The sequence below is a fragment of the bacterium genome (genome assembly GCA_023228325.1).
Classification (GTDB): Bacteria; Auribacterota; UBA6266; order UBA6266; family UBA6266; genus UBA6266.
In genome coordinates, this window is sequence record JALOBK010000001.1 from 1911460 (window position 1) to 1930615 (window position 19156).

At 43.7% G+C, this 19156-nt stretch carries 18 protein-coding genes; 17 read left to right on the forward strand and 1 reads right to left on the reverse strand.

Annotated features, from left to right (window positions below; all coding sequences use genetic code 11):
• Window positions 1-12 precede the first annotated feature (12 nt).
• The 16 genes from M0R36_09230 to M0R36_09305 all read left to right on the forward strand — a co-directional run bounded on the left by M0R36_09230 (window position 13) and on the right by M0R36_09305 (window position 16802).
• Window positions 13-378: a hypothetical protein gene (locus M0R36_09230; GenBank protein MCK9555978.1), complete on the forward strand. Its 366-nt coding sequence runs from the start codon at window positions 13-15 to the stop codon at window positions 376-378.
• 3 nt (window positions 379-381) lie between these two features.
• Window positions 382-1845 carry a hypothetical protein gene (locus M0R36_09235; GenBank protein ID MCK9555979.1) on the forward strand — a complete coding sequence of 488 codons (1464 nt, stop codon included), beginning with the start codon at window positions 382-384 and terminating at the stop codon, window positions 1843-1845.
• Window positions 1835-3118: a sugar ABC transporter substrate-binding protein gene (locus tag M0R36_09240; protein ID MCK9555980.1), complete on the forward strand. Its 1284-nt coding sequence runs from the start codon at window positions 1835-1837 to the stop codon at window positions 3116-3118. Before M0R36_09235 ends, M0R36_09240 begins: the two co-directional genes overlap by 11 nt.
• 191 nt (window positions 3119-3309) lie before the next feature.
• Window positions 3310-3666 (forward strand): exosortase system-associated protein, TIGR04073 family, encoded by a 357-nt coding sequence (locus tag M0R36_09245; protein ID MCK9555981.1) that lies wholly within the window; start codon window positions 3310-3312, stop codon window positions 3664-3666.
• A gap of 46 nt (window positions 3667-3712) precedes the next feature.
• Window positions 3713-4039, forward strand: a complete 327-nt coding sequence (locus M0R36_09250; GenBank protein MCK9555982.1) for an exosortase system-associated protein, TIGR04073 family — start codon at window positions 3713-3715, stop codon at window positions 4037-4039.
• Window positions 4040-4072: 33 nt separating this feature from the next.
• Window positions 4073-4405: an exosortase system-associated protein, TIGR04073 family gene (locus M0R36_09255; GenBank protein ID MCK9555983.1), complete on the forward strand. Its 333-nt coding sequence runs from the start codon at window positions 4073-4075 to the stop codon at window positions 4403-4405.
• Window positions 4406-4501: 96 nt separating this feature from the next.
• Window positions 4502-4726, forward strand: a complete 225-nt coding sequence (locus tag M0R36_09260; protein ID MCK9555984.1) for a NifU family protein — start codon at window positions 4502-4504, stop codon at window positions 4724-4726.
• Window positions 4727-4731: 5 nt separating this feature from the next.
• Window positions 4732-5895: an ATP-binding protein gene (locus tag M0R36_09265; GenBank protein MCK9555985.1), complete on the forward strand. Its 1164-nt coding sequence runs from the start codon at window positions 4732-4734 to the stop codon at window positions 5893-5895.
• Between the two features lies 1 nt (window position 5896).
• Window positions 5897-7219, forward strand: coding sequence for a sigma-54 dependent transcriptional regulator (locus tag M0R36_09270; GenBank protein ID MCK9555986.1), 1323 nt, complete (start codon window positions 5897-5899; stop codon window positions 7217-7219).
• Between the two features lie 203 nt (window positions 7220-7422).
• Window positions 7423-9357 carry a molecular chaperone DnaK gene (gene dnaK, locus M0R36_09275; protein ID MCK9555987.1) on the forward strand — a complete coding sequence of 645 codons (1935 nt, stop codon included), beginning with the start codon at window positions 7423-7425 and terminating at the stop codon, window positions 9355-9357.
• A 15-nt stretch (window positions 9358-9372) separates the two neighbouring features.
• Window positions 9373-9663 carry a co-chaperone GroES gene (locus M0R36_09280; GenBank protein ID MCK9555988.1) on the forward strand — a complete coding sequence of 97 codons (291 nt, stop codon included), beginning with the start codon at window positions 9373-9375 and terminating at the stop codon, window positions 9661-9663.
• 11 nt (window positions 9664-9674) lie between these two features.
• Entirely contained in the window at window positions 9675-11324 is a 1650-nt protein-coding gene (gene groL, locus M0R36_09285; protein MCK9555989.1) for a chaperonin GroEL, read from the forward strand.
• 125 nt (window positions 11325-11449) lie between these two features.
• A complete protein-coding gene (gene clpB, locus M0R36_09290) occupies window positions 11450-14038 on the forward strand; it encodes an ATP-dependent chaperone ClpB (protein MCK9555990.1) in 2589 nt (862 codons plus the stop codon).
• Between the two features lie 46 nt (window positions 14039-14084).
• Window positions 14085-15494, forward strand: a complete 1410-nt coding sequence (locus M0R36_09295) for a TrkH family potassium uptake protein (GenBank protein MCK9555991.1) — start codon at window positions 14085-14087, stop codon at window positions 15492-15494.
• A gap of 10 nt (window positions 15495-15504) precedes the next feature.
• The gene (locus M0R36_09300) at window positions 15505-16173 is read left to right on the forward strand and encodes a TrkA family potassium uptake protein (protein ID MCK9555992.1); all 669 of its coding nucleotides are present in this window, start codon (window positions 15505-15507) and stop codon (window positions 16171-16173) included.
• 20 nt (window positions 16174-16193) lie between these two features.
• The gene (locus tag M0R36_09305; GenBank protein MCK9555993.1) at window positions 16194-16802 is read left to right on the forward strand and encodes a CsgG/HfaB family protein; all 609 of its coding nucleotides are present in this window, start codon (window positions 16194-16196) and stop codon (window positions 16800-16802) included.
• Window positions 16803-16806: 4 nt separating this feature from the next.
• Here the strand turns inward: M0R36_09305 and M0R36_09310 are convergent, their stop codons facing one another.
• Window positions 16807-17538, reverse strand: coding sequence for a sugar phosphate nucleotidyltransferase (locus M0R36_09310; GenBank protein MCK9555994.1), 732 nt, complete (start codon window positions 17536-17538; stop codon window positions 16807-16809).
• Between the two features lie 339 nt (window positions 17539-17877).
• On the opposite strand from M0R36_09310, the gene M0R36_09315 reads away from it, so the two are divergent.
• Complete coding sequence (locus tag M0R36_09315; GenBank protein MCK9555995.1) at window positions 17878-19155, forward strand: sugar ABC transporter substrate-binding protein; 1278 nt, start codon at window positions 17878-17880, stop codon at window positions 19153-19155.
• Window position 19156 lies beyond the last annotated feature (1 nt).

Here is a 19156-nt window from a genome sequence, read left to right on the forward strand (position 1 = left end):
GGAGTTATATAAATGAAATGCCCGAAATGCGGATATGAAGATGTCAGAATAAATTTCTGTCCGAGATGTAAAATCAAAATGTATCCTATCGGGAGCCCCGAACTTAAAAAAAATTTAGGGGCCGGCCTGGTAAAATTTATTAAAGCCGTAATAAGATTTATTAAAAATATAATACTTAGAACGGCTGAATCCATAATATTCTGCGCGATTTTCCATTTTGTACTCAAAGGCCTGCTGTTCGGTCTGAAATTTATCGCCGTAAACGTGGAATCCGACATATCCAACATTTTCGACTCCGTATACATCGCCTACGGGGAATATTGTTTTTATGTCATTATAGTGATCCTTACTTTCAAATACAGATGGCCTGATACGTGATAGATGAATGATCTGGGCAGTTTCATTATCAGCGGCTTCAACGGAACTGAATTCAATAGGGAACTGGAACGTAAAATTCTTATTGATAAAATCAGCGGCCTGGTCTTTTTTTCCAGAAATATCATATCCCTGCCGCAGGTAAAAAATCTTATAGATAACTGCCGGAAAGCGAGAGCTTCCATATCGGGAGCACCCCTGATAATAGCGGTGGATCACGAAGGCGCCCCCGTCCACAGATTCGGTTCCTTAATAGATGAAATACCGTCCCAGGCGGCTGTCGCAAGATCCGGGATGAAATATCATGCCGCTTCTCTCTGGCAATCTGCCGCAAAAAAACTAAGTTCACTGGGATTTAACGCCAATTTTGCTCCCGTTCTGGATATCGGCGGCGGGGAAAAATGTTCAGCGATAGGAATAAGGTCTTTCGGCCGCGAAAAGAAAACCGCGATAGATTTCGGCTCTGAATTCATGGAAGCCATGAAAAAGGGTTCTATCTCCTGTTTTGCAAAGCATTTTCCCGGACTGGGTAAAACCGGCGTCGATTCCCACTTATCCCTTCCCGTTATCGGCGCGGGCAGAGACAGATTGTCCGCCGAAGACATTTCGGTATTCGAATCGCTTATAAGAAGAGGATGTGTCGACGGCATTATGCTTGCCCATGCCCTGTACCCGCGCCTGGACAGGAAATTCCCCGCAAGCATGTCCCGGAAAATAATATCCGGACTGTTATATGAAAAATTAAATTTTCGCGGGATCACGATAACAGATGACATAGATATGCTGGCAATCAGAAAAAATTATGAGATCCCTTATTTCGCGGAAAAATCCGTGGAAGCGGGTTCTCATTTTATTCTCGCGTGTCATAATAAATCCACCATACAAAAAATCTTTGCGGGACTCTCAAGGATAAAGCCGGGAATAATTGAAAACCGCCTCAGCGACATCAGCCGCTGGAAAAAAACCGTTCTTGCCGGAAACAGGGCTCAATCTCCGGCCGCCGGACAATCTTCGGGAAGTCACGCCGAAGCCATAGCAGAAAAAGCGCTCACAATAAAAATAAAAAGTAAAATAAAGCGTAAAAATTATATTTTTCTGTGTCTCATACCGCAGCCGGATCCCGGCAATCAGGATATTCTCAGGATGAAAAAAATGCTCAAAACCCGGATTAAAGAAATTTTCAGCTCTGCAAAAATCCTGTTTTATCCCGCGAAACCGGAATATAAAGACCTTAAAAAACGCACGCCGGTTATTATAACCTGCAACGCGTACAGGGATAAAAAAATCCTGCGCTCGCTGTCGTCCCTTATTAAGACGGCCGGAAAAAACTGTTATTGCATGGCCATAGGGAATCCGCGCGATATGGATTATTTCAAATCCTGCGCGGCGACAGGATGCACTTATTCGCCCGACAGTCATTCAATTTGCGGATTGCTGGCTATGCTGAAGGAAAAAGACGATGAAAAATAACGCCCGGGCCGAATACGCGCTTTCCTTTGTCTTAATCGCGGCGATAGCCATATGCTCCGGCTGTTCAAACATAGACACGAAGGATAAAATTAATATTACATACCATACAATAGAATCATTACCCGAGCAGCTCAGCGCTTTACAGACGCTGACCGATAATTTCGAAAGGGAAAACCCCGGAATAAACGTCGAAATTGAGACAGCGCCTTCCGGAACTTTATCCGTATTCCAGAAACTCAAGGTAAGAATAGCCGGACAGCATCCGCCCGATGTATTTTATATGGTCACGGACCGCATTGATGAATATATATCCAGGGGAGCCGTTATGGATATAACCGAATCCGCTGAAAGAGATTTTCCCGGTTTAAAGCGGGATTATTACCCCGAAGTTATCGAAAGCTGTTATAAAAACGGGAAAATGTATTGTTTCCCTTTTCACTTCAGCACAGACCTTCTTTTTTATAATAAAGATTTATTTGATGCGGCCGGAGTCAGCTATCCCGAGCCCGCCTGGAACTGGCAGGATGTATTGGAATCGGCGCTAAAACTTACGCAAACCGGACAAAACGGGGTAAAGACTTACGGGTTTCTGCAGCCGCGCCCCCTGTTTTTAATGAGATCTTTCGGTTCCGAATTATTTACAGGCAAACCCTTAAGATGCACAATTGACGATACGCGGTCGAAAGCCGCGCTGCGGTTCCTCATAGACCTGCACTCAAAATACGGGGTTTCTCCGAATAACGCGGTTTTAAATCCCTCTGAAAGAAGCCAGTCCGAAATGGAAATGTTTAAAAACGGGAAAGCGGCGATGTTCATAGGCAGAACTTACATGCTGGTGGATTTTGCGGGTATAAAAAGATTCAAGTGGGATATATGCTCTGTCCCGCGCGGGACAAAAAGGTATTCACGCCTGGCGGTCGGGGGAAACTGCATATCCCCGGATACAAAATACCCCGAAGCCTCATGGAAGTTCATAAAGTATTTTTCCTCGCGCGAAGGAACTATGGTCATGACCGGCAAGCGGAATTGCGTGCCTGCGTTAAAATCAGCCGCGGAATCAGAGTTTTTCCTTCACCCGCCGCCTGAAAATATGAGATTTTCAATTCTGCAGCTGTCTTTTTCGGAAGCGGAAACTTATCCTGTTGAGAACTGGAGAGAGTTTCTGGAAAAGGAATTCTCTCCGGCAATCGACAGGATTATACTGGGGAAAACATCGATAGACAATGGATTATCCGAATTGCAGGAAAAAGGCCAAAAATACATAAGCAAATAATTTTATTGATTATAATTATGATTTAATATATAAAATCTTTAATTATATGCGGATGGTTCGACTGAAGTCAGATGTTTTACCGCCTAAAAAAAAGAAAAAAAACATTTGAATCTCATATTACGTTGTGATAGATTAATCCTAAATATGGAATTTGTATAATTAGTTGTATTCATTACGGAGGAACATACGGTATGAAAAAATTTCTGGTTTTGATGTTTACGATTACTTTTATTTTTAATATTTTTGTTTCCTGCGCTGTCGCCGAAGAAAGATCTGTGCCCGGTAAAATGGCGCACAAGTTCGGCAGGGGATTGTGCAACGTAGCCCTTGGATGGTGCGAAATACCGAAAAACATAATGAATTCATGCGAAGAAATCAACCCATACGCCGGCTGGTTTATAGGGCTTGTCAAAGGAATAGGCATGACTGTCGCCAGGACTCTTGCGGGAGTCTGGGATATCGTGACATTCCCCATACCGGCTCCATCGGATTATGAGCCTGTAATGGAACCCGAATTTGTATTCGAAAGTCTTTCATATATAGAATAAAAAGGCATTATACTAAATCAAAAACACAAAGAAAGGGGATTAATGGATGAAAAGAGTAGCAATTGTAGTTTTGGTAACGACACTCTTTCTGGGCATGTGCGTTCCCGCATTTGCTGATGCAAGCACCAACAATGCCGGAAGAAAATTCTGCAGAGGCATTGCCAATATTGCGACAGGATGGGTTGAAATCATTAGAACGCCTTACGAAGAAGCTATGGCTACAAATCCTGTCCGGGGTTTGACTATCGGGCTCTTCAAAGGAATTATTATGGCGGTAGCCAGAACAGGCTCGGGGGCATTTGACCTTGTAACATTTCCGTTCCCGTTTCCGAATGATTATGACTCTCTTGTAAAACCCGAATTCGTATTTTAACTTTAATTAAAGCGCAGAAAGGAGGAAAATTAAATGATTAGATTTTCCAGAGCAGCTATTTGTGTCTTAATCATAACTGCTATCCTTAGTTCATCTACACTTGCTTCAGCTGAGCTTTTCCAGGATATTACCCACAAGCTCTTCAGGGGGATTGCCAATATACTGACAGGGTGGATAGAAATTCCTAAAAATATGTATAATGACTCTGTTGAAGTAAGCCCGTGGTACGGCTGGTTTACCGGATTACTGAAGGGGATAGGCTTCACCGTTGTCAGAACAGGCGCAGGGGTCTGGGATACAGTAACATTCCTTTTTCCCATACCTTCCGATTACGAACCTGTATGGGAACCTGAATTTGTATTTTAGTCTATATGCTATGCAATGAGTAACGGTAACAAAGGGATTCACTGATGCATGGTGAATCCCTTTGTTTGTCATAACACCAAAGAACGGAGTTTTGCCATGGAAGAAAAGATCAAAGATGTTTTGAATAACGAAGTCAGGCCTTATCTGCAATCCCACGGCGGCGATGCTGAATTTGTTTCTGTTGACGCGGAAGGAAACGTAAGCGTCCGGTTAAAAGGGGCCTGCGCGGGATGTTCCGGAGCTTTAATGACATTAAAAAACCTTGTTGAACAGGCTCTGAAAGAAAAAATACCCGGGGTTAAATCTGTAAAATCAGTTTAATAATTATGACCCAAAAACCTAAATTTATTGATAAGTTTATCCAGAACCTCGACAAAATCGATAAGCTGGATGTAGAAAAGTATTTTATCAATCTTTCCCGGGAAAAAGGATTCCTTGAATCCGTATTCAACAACCTCAATGAAGGTATTGTTGTAATATCCAGCAAGGGCGCCATAGCGTTTCTTAATTCAAAAGCCAAATCAATATTAGGCATCTTTTCCGAAGAATATAAGGGAAGGCGCCTGCAGGATGTGATAAAAGACGCGTCCTTTCTGTCTTCCATACCGTTAAATGTGAAGACCTCATACAGTATTATCGATAAGGAAATAACCGTTGACCATCCCAGAAAATCACTGATTAATATTAATGTAATACCGTTTGACGATAATAATTTATCCGGCATGGTAGTTGTTTTGAAAGATATAACCGCCAGGAAAAGGATGGAAGAGGATACAAAACAATCTAAATTGATGGAAACTTTTTCCAATCTCGCGGCTGGAATAGCGCATGAGATAGGCAACCCCCTCAATTCACTCAATATTCATCTGCAACTGATAGACCGCGAAACCAAAAAATCAAAAACGGGAAAAAAGGTCAATGAACACATTTCCATCTGCAGAAATGAAATAAAACGTCTCGATGAAATAATTAACAGGTTTTTGCTGGCTCTGAGGTCTTCCGAAAAACCGATGGAAAGAAAAAGCGTAAACAAGATTATATCTTCCATAGTAAAACTGATGCAGCCGGAATTTAATTCCAAAAAAATCGGCCTCACTATTTCCCTGAACAAGAATCTGCCCGATACTCTTCTGAATGAAGGGGAAATAAAACAATTAATAGTAAATATACTGAAAAACGCCGTCCAGTCAATTAATCATGCCGGGGGGGAAATCGGTATTTCCACCCTTCAGGAACCGTATTATATACTTATTAATATTAAGGATAACGGCGCGGGCATTTCAGACAGCATCAAACAAAAAATATTTGAGCCTTTTTTCTCCACAAAAGAATCCGGCTCGGGGCTCGGGCTTCTGATCGCGTCAAGAATAGTGTCGGAACATAAAGGCACTCTGGAAGTGGAAAGCGGCAAAAAAAACGGCACCTTGATTAAAATAAGGCTTCCCATAAAGACTGATGAATTAAAATTACTTCCGCAGGGAGACAAATGATTTGAATAAAAAAACCATACTGATTGCTGATGACGAAATAAACACTCTTAAAGGGCTTGCATCCGCCCTTTCCGAAAAATACCGCGTTATAACGGCTTCAAACGGTCAGGAAGCATATGAATTATTCGCATCTAACATGCCTTCGATAGTCTTAACGGATATCAGGATGCCTGTAATGGGCGGCCTGACGCTTCTGGATAAGATAAGGTCCGCAAATCCGGATATACCCGTAATCCTTCTTACGGCGTATGGAACCATTAATAACGCCGTTGAAGCCATGAAGAGGGGGGCTTCCGACTATATTACAAAGCCCGTCAATCTCGACAAACTTGAAGTCATCATTGAAAAATTCATCGATAAAAAAGTCGCGGCGGGCGCCTTCCGGAATCAATCGACTATTATAGGCAATGACGCGGCGCTAAAAACTATTTATGAACAGGCCTCTAAAGCGGCATTGACGGATACCACGATCTTAATAACGGGCGAAAGCGGCACGGGCAAAGAAATACTGGCCCAGGACATACATAAAATAAGTAAAAGGCCGGGCAAATTCACTCCTGTCCATTGCGCCGCGCTTCCTGAAACTTTACTCGAAAGCGAACTTTTCGGGCATGAAAAGGGGTCGTTTACCGGCGCCTCCTCGCGAAAAGCGGGGCGTTTTGAATTAGCCGAAAAAGGAACAATATTCCTGGATGAAATCAGCGAAATCTCAACATCAATACAGACAAAGCTGCTTAGAGTGCTTCATGATAAAACATTTGAAAGAGTAGGCGGTACCCAGACTCTGAAAGCGGACATAAGAATTATAGCGGCTACAAACAAAAATCTGGAACCGCTGATTAAATCCGGCAGGTTCAGGGAAGACTTATATTACCGTTTAAATGTTGTGCATTTTCATCTCCCCCCCCTGAGAGAGAGAATCGGCGATGTCCCTCTTTTTGTCAATCATTTTATCGAAGACCTTGCTAAATCATCCGGTAAAATAATCGAGGGGATTACGGATGAAGCGCTGAAACTGCTTACAGGTTATACCTGGCCCGGAAATATACGCCAGCTGAGAAATACCGTTGAGCACATGATACTGTTCAGTTCTTCCCGTATTCTCGACATAAAAGACATACCCCCCGAAATTATAAAAGAGGCCGGTCTTCCCTCCGGCAAAAACATTACAACGGGAAAAGGCACGATTAAAGACCTGGAGAAGGACCTTATTTTGAAAGAATTACAAAAATCCGGCGGGAACAAGACAGAAGTCGCAAACCGCCTCGGAATAAGCAGGAGAACATTATACCGGAAACTTAAACAATATGATTTAAGCCTGTAATGATACAGTATCTTTATGTCACAATAAGCCCGCATGTAACTTTTTGACACAATCTGAAAATCGGATAGAATATGGCGCATATCATCTAACGTGCTGCTCTGCAATATATTATCTGTATCATATATCCCATGGTAATGCTTGGCACACATATTGCATCTAATTAGTAAGCATATCTTATATAAAATGAGACTAAGGAGGCTATTATGTCAAAAGTCATTGGTATAGATCTGGGAACCACAAATTCCTGCGTAGCGTTTATGGAATCGGGTAAACCTGTTGTAATTCCAAATTCCGAAGGAGACAGGACAACCCCTTCAGTAGTGGCATTTGCAAAATCAGGGGAAAGGCTTGTGGGAAAAACAGCAAAAAGACAGGCGATCACTAATCCTCACAATACGGTCTTTTCCATCAAAAGATTTATGGGAAGAAAGTTTAAAGAGGTCGGGGGAGAGATAAAGGAAGTGCCTTTCAGGGTTGCGGCAAGGGACAACGGGGATGCCAGTGTCGAAATCGAAAAAAAGAAATACAGCCCTCCGGAAATATCCGCCATGATTCTTCAGAAATTAAAATCCGACGCGGAGGCGTATCTTGGCGAGAAAGTCAGCAAAGCCGTTATTACCGTGCCCGCGTATTTCAACGACAGCCAGAGGCAGGCCACAAAGGATGCGGGCAGAATAGCGGGGCTTGAGGTAGAGAGAATAATAAATGAACCCACAGCGGCTTCTCTCGCTTACGGGCTGGACAAGAAAAAAGACGAAAAAATAGCTGTTTACGATTTGGGCGGAGGAACATTTGATATTTCCATACTTGACATAGGGGAAGGCGTGTTCGAAGTTAAATCCACAAACGGCAATACACATTTAGGAGGAGATGACTTTGACCAGAGAGTCATTGATTGGCTGGTGGATAACTTTAAAAAAGAAAATGGAATCGACCTGAAAAAAGATCCTATGGCCCTTCAAAGACTGAAGGAAGCCGCGGAAAAGGCCAAGATCGAATTATCTTCCTCAACCGAAACCGATATTAATCTGCCTTTTGTTACGGCCGATTCGAACGGGCCGAAACATCTTGTAATCAAACTTACCAGATCAAAACTCGAACAACTGGTGGATGACCTGGTCCATTCAACCATAGAACCGTGCCGGAAGGCCCTTAAAGACGCGGGGTTGAAGGCTTCGGAAATCGATGAAGTTATTCTTGTGGGCGGTATGACAAGAATGCCCATGGTACAGGAAACAGTAAAGAATTTCTTCGGCAAACCACCGCACAAGGGCGTCAATCCGGACGAGGTTGTCGCGGTAGGGGCGGCAATTCAGGCAGGCATAATACAGGGCGATGTCCAGGATGTCGTGCTTCTTGATGTAACACCTCTTTCCCTCGGCATTGAAACACTGGGCGGTGTGTTTACAAAATTAATAGAAAGGAACACAACAATACCTGTGGACAAGAGTGAAATATTCTCGACAGCCGCCGATAGCCAGACAAGCGTGGAAATCCATGTCCTCCAGGGAGAAAGGCCAATGGCCGCCGATAATAAGACCATAGGCAGATTCCAACTGGTGGGAATTCCTCCCGCCCCGAGAGGGGTTCCGCAGATAGAAGTAAAATTTAACCTGGACAGGAACGGGATCCTGAATGTATCGGCAAAAGACCTTGGAACCGGCAAAGAGCAGAACATCACGATAAAGGCGTCCAGCGGACTTTCAGATAATGAAATCGACCAGATGGTAAAAGATGCGGAATCTCATGCTTCGGAAGATATAAAGAAAAAAGAAAAAATCGAAGCCAAAAATAACGCGGAAAACCTTATATATCAGGCGGAAAAAACATTAAAGGAACACAAAGACAAGATCCCTGCGGACAAAAAAGATGACATAGAAAAATCCGTCAATGAACTCAAAGACGCCTTAAAATCGGAGGACACTGATAAAATCAAACAGAAAACCGAATTATTGATGAACGCTCTGCACGCGGTATCTTCCGTCATCTACCAGAAAGCCGGCCAGGATAAGACACCGCCGCCGGAACAGGACAAGCAACAGGGGAAAGAAGACGCCAATCAGGAGAATGTTGTAGACGCGGATTTTAAAGTAGTCGATGACGATAAAGAGAATAACGGCAAAAATAAAACAAAATAAGAAGGAGGGTAACACATGAAAATCAGGCCTCTCGAAGACAGAGTGCTAGTCCAAAGGGTTGAAGAAAAAGAAGTGAAAAAAGGCGGGATAATAATACCCGATACCGCCAAGGAAAAACCGCAGCAGGCGAAGGTAATAGAACTGGGTACAGGTAAAATCGATAAGGACGGAAAAAAAATACCGTTTAATGTCAAGAAAAACGATCTTGTTCTTATCGAAAAATACGGCGGCAATGAAATCAAGATAGACGGGGAAGAATATATAATAACTAAAGAAGAAGATATTTTGGCTGTTCTTGAGAAATAACGGAGGTTAAAATGAGCGGAAAACAACTGAAATTCGGAGAAGAAGCAAGACGGGAAATTTTAAAAGGAGTGGAACAGTTAAGCAGGGCCGTAAAAGTAACTCTGGGGCCCAAAGGCAGGAATGTGGTTCTTGACAAAAAATTCGGTTCTCCCACAATCACTAAGGACGGTGTGACTGTCGCAAAAGAGATAGAGCTTGAAAAACCGTTTGAGAACATGGGCGCCCAACTCGTTAAAGAAGTGGCTTCAAAGACAAGCGATGTTGCCGGCGACGGTACGACAACCGCGACTGTTCTGGCCGAGATAATCCTCAAAGAAGGGATGAAAAACGTTACGGCGGGCGCAAACCCCATGGCTTTGAAAAGGGGAATTGAAAAATCTGTGGAAGTTATAATTTCCGAACTTTCAAAAATGGCCCAGCAGGTAAAAGATGACAGGTCAAAAATATGCGCCGTAGCTACAATCTCCGCAAATAATGATAAGAGCATCGGTGAGATCATAGCTGAAGCGATGGACAAAGTGGGAAGGGACGGGACAATAACCGTCGAAGAAGGTAAAACCCTGGATACGAATCTTGATGTGGTGGAAGGGATGCAGTTCGACAAGGGATATCTTTCCCCTTACTTTGTAACTGATACGGAAAACATGTCAGCTTCACTGGAGAATTGCTCGGTTTTAATCTACGAAAAGAAGATATCCAACCTGAAGGATATGCTGCCCCTGCTTGAAAAAGCCGCGCAGTCCGGCAGGCCATTGCTGATAATCGCCGAGGATGTCGAGGGAGAAGCTCTTGCAACGCTTGTCGTAAACAAACTCCGCGGGACACTGCATATATGCGCTGTCAAAGCCCCCGGTTTCGGAGACAGGAGAAAAGCGATGATGGAAGATATCGCAATATTAACAGGCGGAAAATTCATCTCCGAAGACCTCGGTATCAAACTGGAAAATATCACACTGGACGACCTTGGAAGCGCGAAGAAAATAACTGTCGACAAAGAAAACACAACTATCGTTGAAGGCGCCGGAAAGCAGAAAGACATCAAAGCACGTGTGGAACAAATCAAAAAAGAGATCGAATTGTCGACTTCCGATTACGACAAGGAAAAACTTCAGGAAAGGCTCGCAAAACTTGCCGGCGGGGTCGCGGTCATAAATGTAGGAGCGGCAACCGAAACTGAAATGAAAGAGAAAAAGGCGAGAGTGGAAGATGCGTTACACGCGACAAGGGCGGCTGTTGAGGAAGGAATAGTTCCGGGCGGCGGAGTCGCTTTAATAAGGTGCGAGAAGGCGCTTGAATCCCTGAAACTTGAAGGGGATGAAAGAATAGGCAAAAATATCATCCTCAAGGCGATTGAAGAACCTTTGAAAACCCTTGCCAACAACGCCGGCAAAGTCGGTGATATCATTGTCCAGGAAGTAAAAAAGAAAAAGGGGAATGAAGGATACAATGTAGACACCGACACTTATGAGGATATGTTAAAAGCGGGTATCATCGATCCTAAAAAGGTCACGCGCTCCGCATTGCAAAATGCCTCGAGCATAGCGGCTCTTATGATAACAACAGAGTCGATAATCACCGACATTCCTGAAAAAGAACAGCCGATGCCCGGGATGCCCGGAGGCGGAATGGGCGGAATGGGTGGAATGGGCGGAATGATGTAAAACGGCGCAGGATAAAATAAGCTCATATTGAAGCCCTCCGGGAAACGTTGCCGGAGGGCTTTTTTTTAAATAAGTTTTTACCGTGTTGTGATAAAATAAATGATATTTTGACAGGTGATTATAATATGAAATTCGATAAATTCACATTGAAAGCGCAGGAAGCTCTGGGAGAAAGCCAATCTCTGGCAATAGATAAGGGCAACCAGGAAATCAACGAATTTCACCTTTTGTCCGCGCTGATCAGCCAGGATAACGGAATTGTATATCCTCTGTTGCAAAAACTGGGGACAGATATTAATTCCCTGAAAACGGCGCTTGCCGAAAAAATCGATTCGTTCCCTTCTGTTGAAGGCAGTAATGTTTCCACTTATTTCTCTCCATCCCTGCACAAGGCGATGATAAGAGCGGAGAAGGAGTCGTCAGGCCTTAAGGACGAATTTATTTCAACCGAACACCTGCTGCTTTCCCTGGCAGACACTGAAAACAAAGATTTTTCCGGATTACTCCAGGAATACGGAATAACAAAAAAATTGATTCTGGAAGCGCTTAAAGAAATCCGGGGCGGGCAGAAAGTAACGGATCAGTCCCCGGAAAGCAAATACCAGGCGCTCAAGAAATTCTGCAGGAATTTTACGGACCTGGCAACGGCGGGGAAGCTGGACCCTGTTATAGGCAGGGATGAAGAAATAAGACGCTGCATACAGGTTTTAAGCCGCAGAACGAAAAACAACCCGGTGCTTATAGGTGAACCGGGTGTGGGCAAAACAGCCATTGTCGAAGGCCTGGCGCAGAGGATTGTCGCGGGAGATATCCCCGAAAACCTTAAAAATAAACGCTTGCTGGCGCTTGATATCGGGTCTCTGGTCGCGGGCGCAAAGTTCAGGGGTGAATTCGAAGAAAGGCTTAAAGCCGTTCTTAAAGAACTGGAAAGCGACGGGGGGCAAACCATCCTCTTTATAGATGAACTTCATACAATCATCGGGGCAGGGGGCGCTGAAGGGGCGGTGGATGCTTCAAATATGTTAAAGCCGGCCCTGGCGCGGGGAGAATTAAGATGTATAGGGGCGACAACCCTTGACGAATACCGCAAACACATTGAAAAAGACGCGGCGTTTGAGAGAAGATTTCAACAGATTTACATCGGGGAACCGAATACAAAAGACACCTTGGCCATTCTGCGCGGCATAAAAGAGAAATATGAAATTTTTCACGGGGTAAAAATAACCGATTCGGCTTTGATAGCCGCGGCAACCTTATCGGACAGATACATCACCGGCAGGTTCTTACCCGATAAAGCCATTGACTTGATCGATGAAGCCGCTTCAAAGTTAAGGATAGAAATAGACAGCGTGCCGGCTGAACTCGATGAGATACAGAGGAAAATCATCCAGCTGCAGATTGAAAGGGAAGCGTTAAAAAAAGAAAAGGATACTTCTTCAAAAAACAGAACGGCAAAACTTGAAAAGGAAATATCGGAACTCCGGGAAGCGGCAAATGGAATGAAGGCAAATTGGCAAAATGAAAAAGACCTCATAAATTCCGTCAAAAATATCAAATCGGAACTCGATAAAGCCAGGATCGAAGAACAAAAAGCGGAACGGGAGGGGAACCTTGAAAACGCGGCCAGGATACGATACGGCACGATACTCGAACTGCAGAAAAAACTGGATAAATCAAACGGTAAAATAACCGCGCTCCAGAAAAAAAGCAAATTCCTGAGAGAAGAAGTCACAGAAGAAGATATCGCAAAAATTGTATCCGGATGGACAGGGATCCCGGTAACAAAAATGCTTGAAGGCGAAAAAAATAAACTGCTCAGCATGGAAGATAACCTAAAAAAACGCGTTGTGGGTCAGGATGAAGCCGTGAAAACCGTGTCAAATGCGGTAAGAAGAAGCCGGGCCGGGATCCAGGACGAAAACCGGCCGCTGGGTTCCTTTATTTTTCTGGGGCCTACAGGCGTAGGAAAAACAGAAATGGCAAAAGCCCTCGCGGAATTTCTTTTCAACAGCGAACACGCGCTTGTAAGAATCGACATGTCCGAATTTATGGAAAAACATTCCGTTTCAAGATTGATCGGGGCGCCGCCGGGCTATATAGGATATGAAGAAGGGGGTTATCTTACCGAAAAAGTCCGCAGGAGACCCTACTGTGTGATCTTATTCGACGAAATAGAGAAGGCTCATGCCGATGTATTCAATATACTGCTCCAGGTGCTTGAAGACGGGAGGCTGACCGACGGCAAGGGGAGAACTGTGGATTTTAAGAACAGCCTCCTGATAATGACATCGAATATCGGAAGTTCCCTCCTTCTGGAATCCAAAGAAGATAAAAATATCCTGGACCGGAAAATCAAAGATATGCTGAATACATATTTCAAACCCGAATTTCTTAACAGAATAGATGATATTATTATATTTAACAACTTATCCGGCAAGGACATAGCAAACATTGTTAATATACAACTACAATATATATCCAAAATTCTCGAGAAGAAACGGATATCTTTGAAAATCTCGCCGGAGGCCATGAGATTTTTAGCGGAAGAAGGATATGACCCTAAATTCGGAGCGCGCCCTTTGAAAAGATTAATCCGGAAAGAAATCCTGGACAAAATCGCAATAGGTATTCTCGATAACAAATTCGGGCCGGGCTCGGGAATATATGCCTTTATCAATAAAAAAACAAATTCGATTGATTTCGAAAGTAATTAAATAATATCTGGAAATTGCCCGCCATAGACCTTATAATTTTTAATTAATGGACACTATAGAAAAAATAAAAAAACAAAAGAAAATACATCCCCCGAGAATAATATTATTCTCATATCTCTGCGCAATACTCATCGGGGCGTTGTTGCTTGAGCTTCCCATATCTACGACGGGGCCCGGCAGGCTCCATTTCATAGATGCTCTTTTCCTTTCGACCTCCGCAACCTGCGTTACCGGCCTGGTTGTAAAAAATATAGGTTCCGACCTGACGGCATTCGGGCAGATGGTGGTGCTTATCTTAATCCAGATAGGCGGGCTGGGGATAATGACATTGTCTACTTTCTACCTGATGATAATAGGGAAAAGGATATCCATGAAAAACCAGCTGATAATAAGGGACACGCTGGATAAAACAAAAGGGATAAGCGTCAATAAATTAATAAGATCCGTACTGTTGTTCACGTTTATCACTGAACTGCTGGGTGCCCTGCTGTTATTTATACGGTTCAAAATCTCAGACAATCCCGTGCTGCCTTACGGCTCCGACCTTAAGATAGCATATTATTCGATTTTTCACTCGATATCGGCTTTCTGCAACGCGGGTTTCACGCTCTTCGGCAGCAATATGGAGGCCTTTTCCGGCGATAATCTCGTGGTTCTCACGATGGCTGTACTGATTATACTCGGCGGACTGGGATTTTTAGTCGTTTTCAACCTGCAGAACCTGAAATTCTGGAAAAGAGACAGGACGCTGAAAGGAAAGCTGAGCCTTCATTCCAGGATAGTGCTGATATCGACCGCCATACTTCTTATCTTCGGCGCCATGGTTATAGGCTCCATAGAATGGGATAACACTTTCAAAGATTTCACCCTTGCGGAAAAGGTCCAGGCCGCCGTCTTCTGCTCGGCCACTCCACGAACGGCGGGGTTCAACATAATAAACACCAATTCCATGAAAACAGCGACTCTTTTCTTTATCATGTTTTTAATGTTCATAGGGGCGTCTCCGGGCTCGACAGGCGGAGGTATCAAAACATGCACGCTCGCAGTCCTGGCCGCCACGACATATTCAATAATCAAAGGCAACCCGAATGTTACGGTCTTTAAACGGACCGTGCCGCAAAGAGTCGTCCAGGAAGCCATTTCAATAGTGGTTATATCGGTTTACATAATATTGATTTCGACAACCCTGCTTCTTATAACGGAACAGACTTCGGAAGTCAGGAATATGGTCGCAAACGGCTACCTTGTAAAAGTGCTTTTTGAAGTAATATCCGCTTTCGGCACCGTAGGCCTTTCGACGGGAATAACGCCTTATCTGTCTTTAGCCGGGAAATTTTTAATTATAATAATTATGCTGGTGGGGAGAATAAGCCCCCTTGCAATAGCCCTCATAGTAGGGAAAAGGGAAGATTATCCGTCAATAAAATATCCGGAAGAAACTGTTATGGTCGGATAAAGGAGGTTATATGCAGTTTGCGGTTATCGGAGCAGGAAGATTCGGAACAAGCGTGGCGCAGGCTCTCAGCCAAAAAGGCTGCGAGGTCCTTGTAATAGATTCCAACCCCGAAAAAATACAGGAAATCAGCGAGATCGCGACACACGCGGTCGCAATGGATGCAACCGATGAAAGGGCCCTCAAAGCAATGGGCATGGAAAATATCGATGTTGCCATCGTTTCAATAGCTGAAACCCTCGAATCCAGCATTCTGGTGACGATGATACTGAAGGAACTGGGCGTTAAGACAGTTATATCCAAAGCCCGGACCCTCCTTCACGGAAAACTGCTGCAAAAAATCGGGGCCGACAGGGTAATATTTCCTGAAAGGGATATGGGCACCCGTCTGGCAAACAGCCTTGTTTCGCCGGATATCTTCGAACAGATTGAAATATCCCCCGGATATAATATAGCCGAACTTGAGATCCCTCATTCACTTGACGGGAAAAACCTCAATGAAAGCGGTATAAGAAAAAAATTCAATATCAATGTAATCGCCATAAAAAGCAAAAATGATAAAAATACCAAGGGTAAGATATCAATCAATATCACGCCAACGCCAAATCACCTGCTTAATGAAGGGGATGTAATAGTTGTTATCGGGGAAACCGACAAAATAGAGAAATTCAAAGAATTATAGAAAAGCAAGGGGAGAAGAAAATGAAAAAATTGTATTTTGCCACAATCGCCATACTGATATTTTTATCCACATATTCCCAGGCCCTGTTCGCTCCTTCTTCCGGAAAGAATGTCACAACAGTGTCAGGGAACTTCAGGCAGGTTAATGCCGAGATAAAGGTAATCGCCGTTCTTCCCATAGACAACGAAACATCTAAAGAAGAGGCGGGGGAATGGCTCAGAAATGCGCTTATCGAAGGTTTTGAATCCTACAGTTTTTATCTGATTTTAAGCCGGGAAACAATCGACGCTAAATTGAAGGAAGCAAACGTAACTGACATTTATTCATGTTCCCCCCAAAAACTCGGCGAAATACTGGGCGCGGAGGGCCTGGTCTACGGGCGGATAACGGTTTTTAAAGAAAGCGTGAATATCGTGTCGGCTTCCGTAAGAACAGGGGCGCGCATTCAGGTCGTACATACATCCACAGGCAGGGTAATCTACGATTCGCAGCAATTTGATAACACAAAAAGCCTGACACCCGGAGGCATTATCTTTGCTTCCCTTGAAGCAATAAGGAACCTCAGAAACAATTTGCTGAAGAAATATCCTTTGAAAAAGAAAGTCGAAACCTATAAAAGAGTGCGCTGAAAAATTAAATTTCGCCTTTTTTCTTTAAAATTTTCCTGAGTTCCTGCAGGGCTTCGGGAACGCCTATATCTCCCCAGTATCCCTGTAACTCATATCCTCTCACATCAAGGCCGTCTTTAATCATCATTATCAGCGCATCGGTAAGCTCGTATTCTCCTCTCGGCGATTTTTGAAGGCCGGATGTGTAATCAAATATTTCAGGCCGGAAAATATAAATTCCGGCATTTTCGAGGTTGGAAACAGCGGTTCCCGGCTGAGGCTTTTCCACCAGGCCTGTAACCCTGCCGTTCGAATCCATGGTAACGGCGCCGCCGCCGTAAACATCCTTGACCTTTTTTAACGACAAAAGAGCCGAACAACCGGTCTTATAAAAATAATCCAGGATCATCGGATAATTGTCATGGGCGGTCAACACATCCCCGTAGGAGAGCAGGAATGGAGATTTCCCTAAAAAATCCCTGGCAAGTTCCGGCGCTTTCCCTGTGCCGTCCTGAACAAGCTGATGTTTATATGTAATATCAACTCCGAACGCGGCTCCGTTCTTAAAATAACCTTCGATTACCTCAGCCCTGTAACCGGTTATAATCAAAATCTCCTTTATGCCCATATTCTTAAGCGAAAGGATAATATATTCCAGGATAGGGGACCCATGCGCTTCTAACATAGGCTTAGGGCAGTCTTTAGTAAGATCTTTCATCCGCTTGCCCTTACCGGCCGCAAGTATCACTGCTTTCATACAAGTCTCCGATTTTTTGAATGGGAAATATCTGCTCTTTACAATAAAAAAGCATCATAGTAAAAGGCTTATTCCAAATCAAGTTTTAATTTATATATCTTCAGGCAAGATCTTAATTTCACAAAAACGTTTAACTTTTATCCCATGGCTGATTTAACGGTAACATCTTAATTTCATACAGGTCCGGAGTTCGTCAACCTCAATCATATGCCTGAGCCCGACTTATAAAAAAAGTTGACATGTTTGAATATATGATTCAAAATAACTTTTCCGCTTTTTGTATAATATATTTATATGCTGTATGTTGTATAATTATGTAACCGAAAGGAGAACTTAACAATGTCCAGAATTATTACATCCATAGCGGCAATCACCCTGATGTTTTTCTCTTTCTCAGGATGCGCCAAAATCGATAAAACAAACGTTACCAAAATTGAAGTCGCTTTCTGGGGTGCCCCGGAAGAAAAAGAAATAATAACCGAAACAGCAAAAAAATGGGAAAAAGAACACCCGAACATTAAAATCATATTAAACCATATAGCCGCAAACGGCTACAGTTCAAAAATCCTGACCAGGATAGCCGCGGGTTCCGCGCCCGATATAATGTTCGCCGAAGTTAATATTTTCACATCTTTCATGGAAAAGGGCGCTTTTCTCGACCTGACACAGTTTATAAACGAGGATCCCGGCATATCAATAGATGATTTTTTTCCCGAAGTGGTGGACCGTTTTACAATAGACGGCAAATTGTATTGCCTGCCGCGGGACACGGCTCCTTTTGCCTGCGTTTTCTACAACAAGTCCATTTTTGATGCGGCCGAAATACCGTACCCAACGGATGACTGGACACTGGACGAGATGCTTGAGACAGCAAAAAAACTGACCATCAGGAAAGGCAACACCATCACACAATACGGCTTTTACTCATGGTGCTGGATGAACTTTATTTATTCGTTCGGGGGAAGTATTGTGGATAATGTCAAAAATCCGGCCGAATTCACTTTTGATAAGCCCGGAACCGTGGAAGGGATACAATTCTATTCCGATTTAATGAATAAATACGAGGTAATGCCCAGTTCAACAGCCCTGGCAAATATCGGCATGGCGTTATGGGAATTATTTACCTCGGGAAAGCTTGCGATGTACTCTTCCGGAATATGGGAAACGCCCCAATTCAGAAAAATCTCGAATTTCGACTGGGATGTAGTGATGTTTCCCAAAGGGCCTTCGGGAATACGCGCCTTCGGGACAGGCGGTTCAGGGTATTGTATTTATAAAGAGACAAAATATCCCAAAGAAGCATGGATGGTCTTAAAAGCCTTAAGCGGTTCGGAAGGCCAAAGTAAACTTGCAGAGGACGGCCTGGCGCAGCCCGCCATAAGGGAAATCGCGGAAGGGCCGGCGTGGGCTCTCAGTCCCCGGAAACCAAAAAATAAAAAAATGCTCAACGAAGCCGTCAAATATGTCATTTACGAACCTTTCACGCCCAAATGGAGAGAAATCCAGGACAACGTCATAATGCCCAATCTTGACCTTGTATTCAACGGCAAGAAAAAGATGTCCGAAATAGCTCCTGAAATAGACAAAAAAGCTAATGTTCTGCTTGAAGAAAAGTAGA

What these genes read in the sequence shown, in the direction of transcription:
- M0R36_09230 (MCK9555978.1), top strand. Translation starts at nt 13, where the DNA reads ATGAAATGCCCGAAATGCGGATATGAAGATGTCAGAATAAATTTCTGT.
- M0R36_09235 (MCK9555979.1), top strand. Translation starts at nt 382, where the DNA reads ATGAATGATCTGGGCAGTTTCATTATCAGCGGCTTCAACGGAACTGAA.
- M0R36_09240 (MCK9555980.1), top strand. Translation starts at nt 1,835, where the DNA reads ATGAAAAATAACGCCCGGGCCGAATACGCGCTTTCCTTTGTCTTAATC.
- M0R36_09245 (MCK9555981.1), top strand. Translation starts at nt 3,310, where the DNA reads ATGAAAAAATTTCTGGTTTTGATGTTTACGATTACTTTTATTTTTAAT.
- M0R36_09250 (MCK9555982.1), top strand. Translation starts at nt 3,713, where the DNA reads ATGAAAAGAGTAGCAATTGTAGTTTTGGTAACGACACTCTTTCTGGGC.
- M0R36_09255 (MCK9555983.1), top strand. Translation starts at nt 4,073, where the DNA reads ATGATTAGATTTTCCAGAGCAGCTATTTGTGTCTTAATCATAACTGCT.
- M0R36_09260 (MCK9555984.1), top strand. Translation starts at nt 4,502, where the DNA reads ATGGAAGAAAAGATCAAAGATGTTTTGAATAACGAAGTCAGGCCTTAT.
- M0R36_09265 (MCK9555985.1), top strand. Translation starts at nt 4,732, where the DNA reads ATGACCCAAAAACCTAAATTTATTGATAAGTTTATCCAGAACCTCGAC.
- dnaK (MCK9555987.1), top strand. Translation starts at nt 7,423, where the DNA reads ATGTCAAAAGTCATTGGTATAGATCTGGGAACCACAAATTCCTGCGTA.
- M0R36_09280 (MCK9555988.1), top strand. Translation starts at nt 9,373, where the DNA reads ATGAAAATCAGGCCTCTCGAAGACAGAGTGCTAGTCCAAAGGGTTGAA.
- groL (MCK9555989.1), top strand. Translation starts at nt 9,675, where the DNA reads ATGAGCGGAAAACAACTGAAATTCGGAGAAGAAGCAAGACGGGAAATT.
- clpB (MCK9555990.1), top strand. Translation starts at nt 11,450, where the DNA reads ATGAAATTCGATAAATTCACATTGAAAGCGCAGGAAGCTCTGGGAGAA.
- M0R36_09295 (MCK9555991.1), top strand. Translation starts at nt 14,085, where the DNA reads ATGGACACTATAGAAAAAATAAAAAAACAAAAGAAAATACATCCCCCG.
- M0R36_09300 (MCK9555992.1), top strand. Translation starts at nt 15,505, where the DNA reads ATGCAGTTTGCGGTTATCGGAGCAGGAAGATTCGGAACAAGCGTGGCG.
- M0R36_09305 (MCK9555993.1), top strand. Translation starts at nt 16,194, where the DNA reads ATGAAAAAATTGTATTTTGCCACAATCGCCATACTGATATTTTTATCC.
- M0R36_09310 (MCK9555994.1), bottom strand. Translation starts at nt 17,538, where the DNA reads ATGAAAGCAGTGATACTTGCGGCCGGTAAGGGCAAGCGGATGAAAGAT.
- M0R36_09315 (MCK9555995.1), top strand. Translation starts at nt 17,878, where the DNA reads ATGTCCAGAATTATTACATCCATAGCGGCAATCACCCTGATGTTTTTC.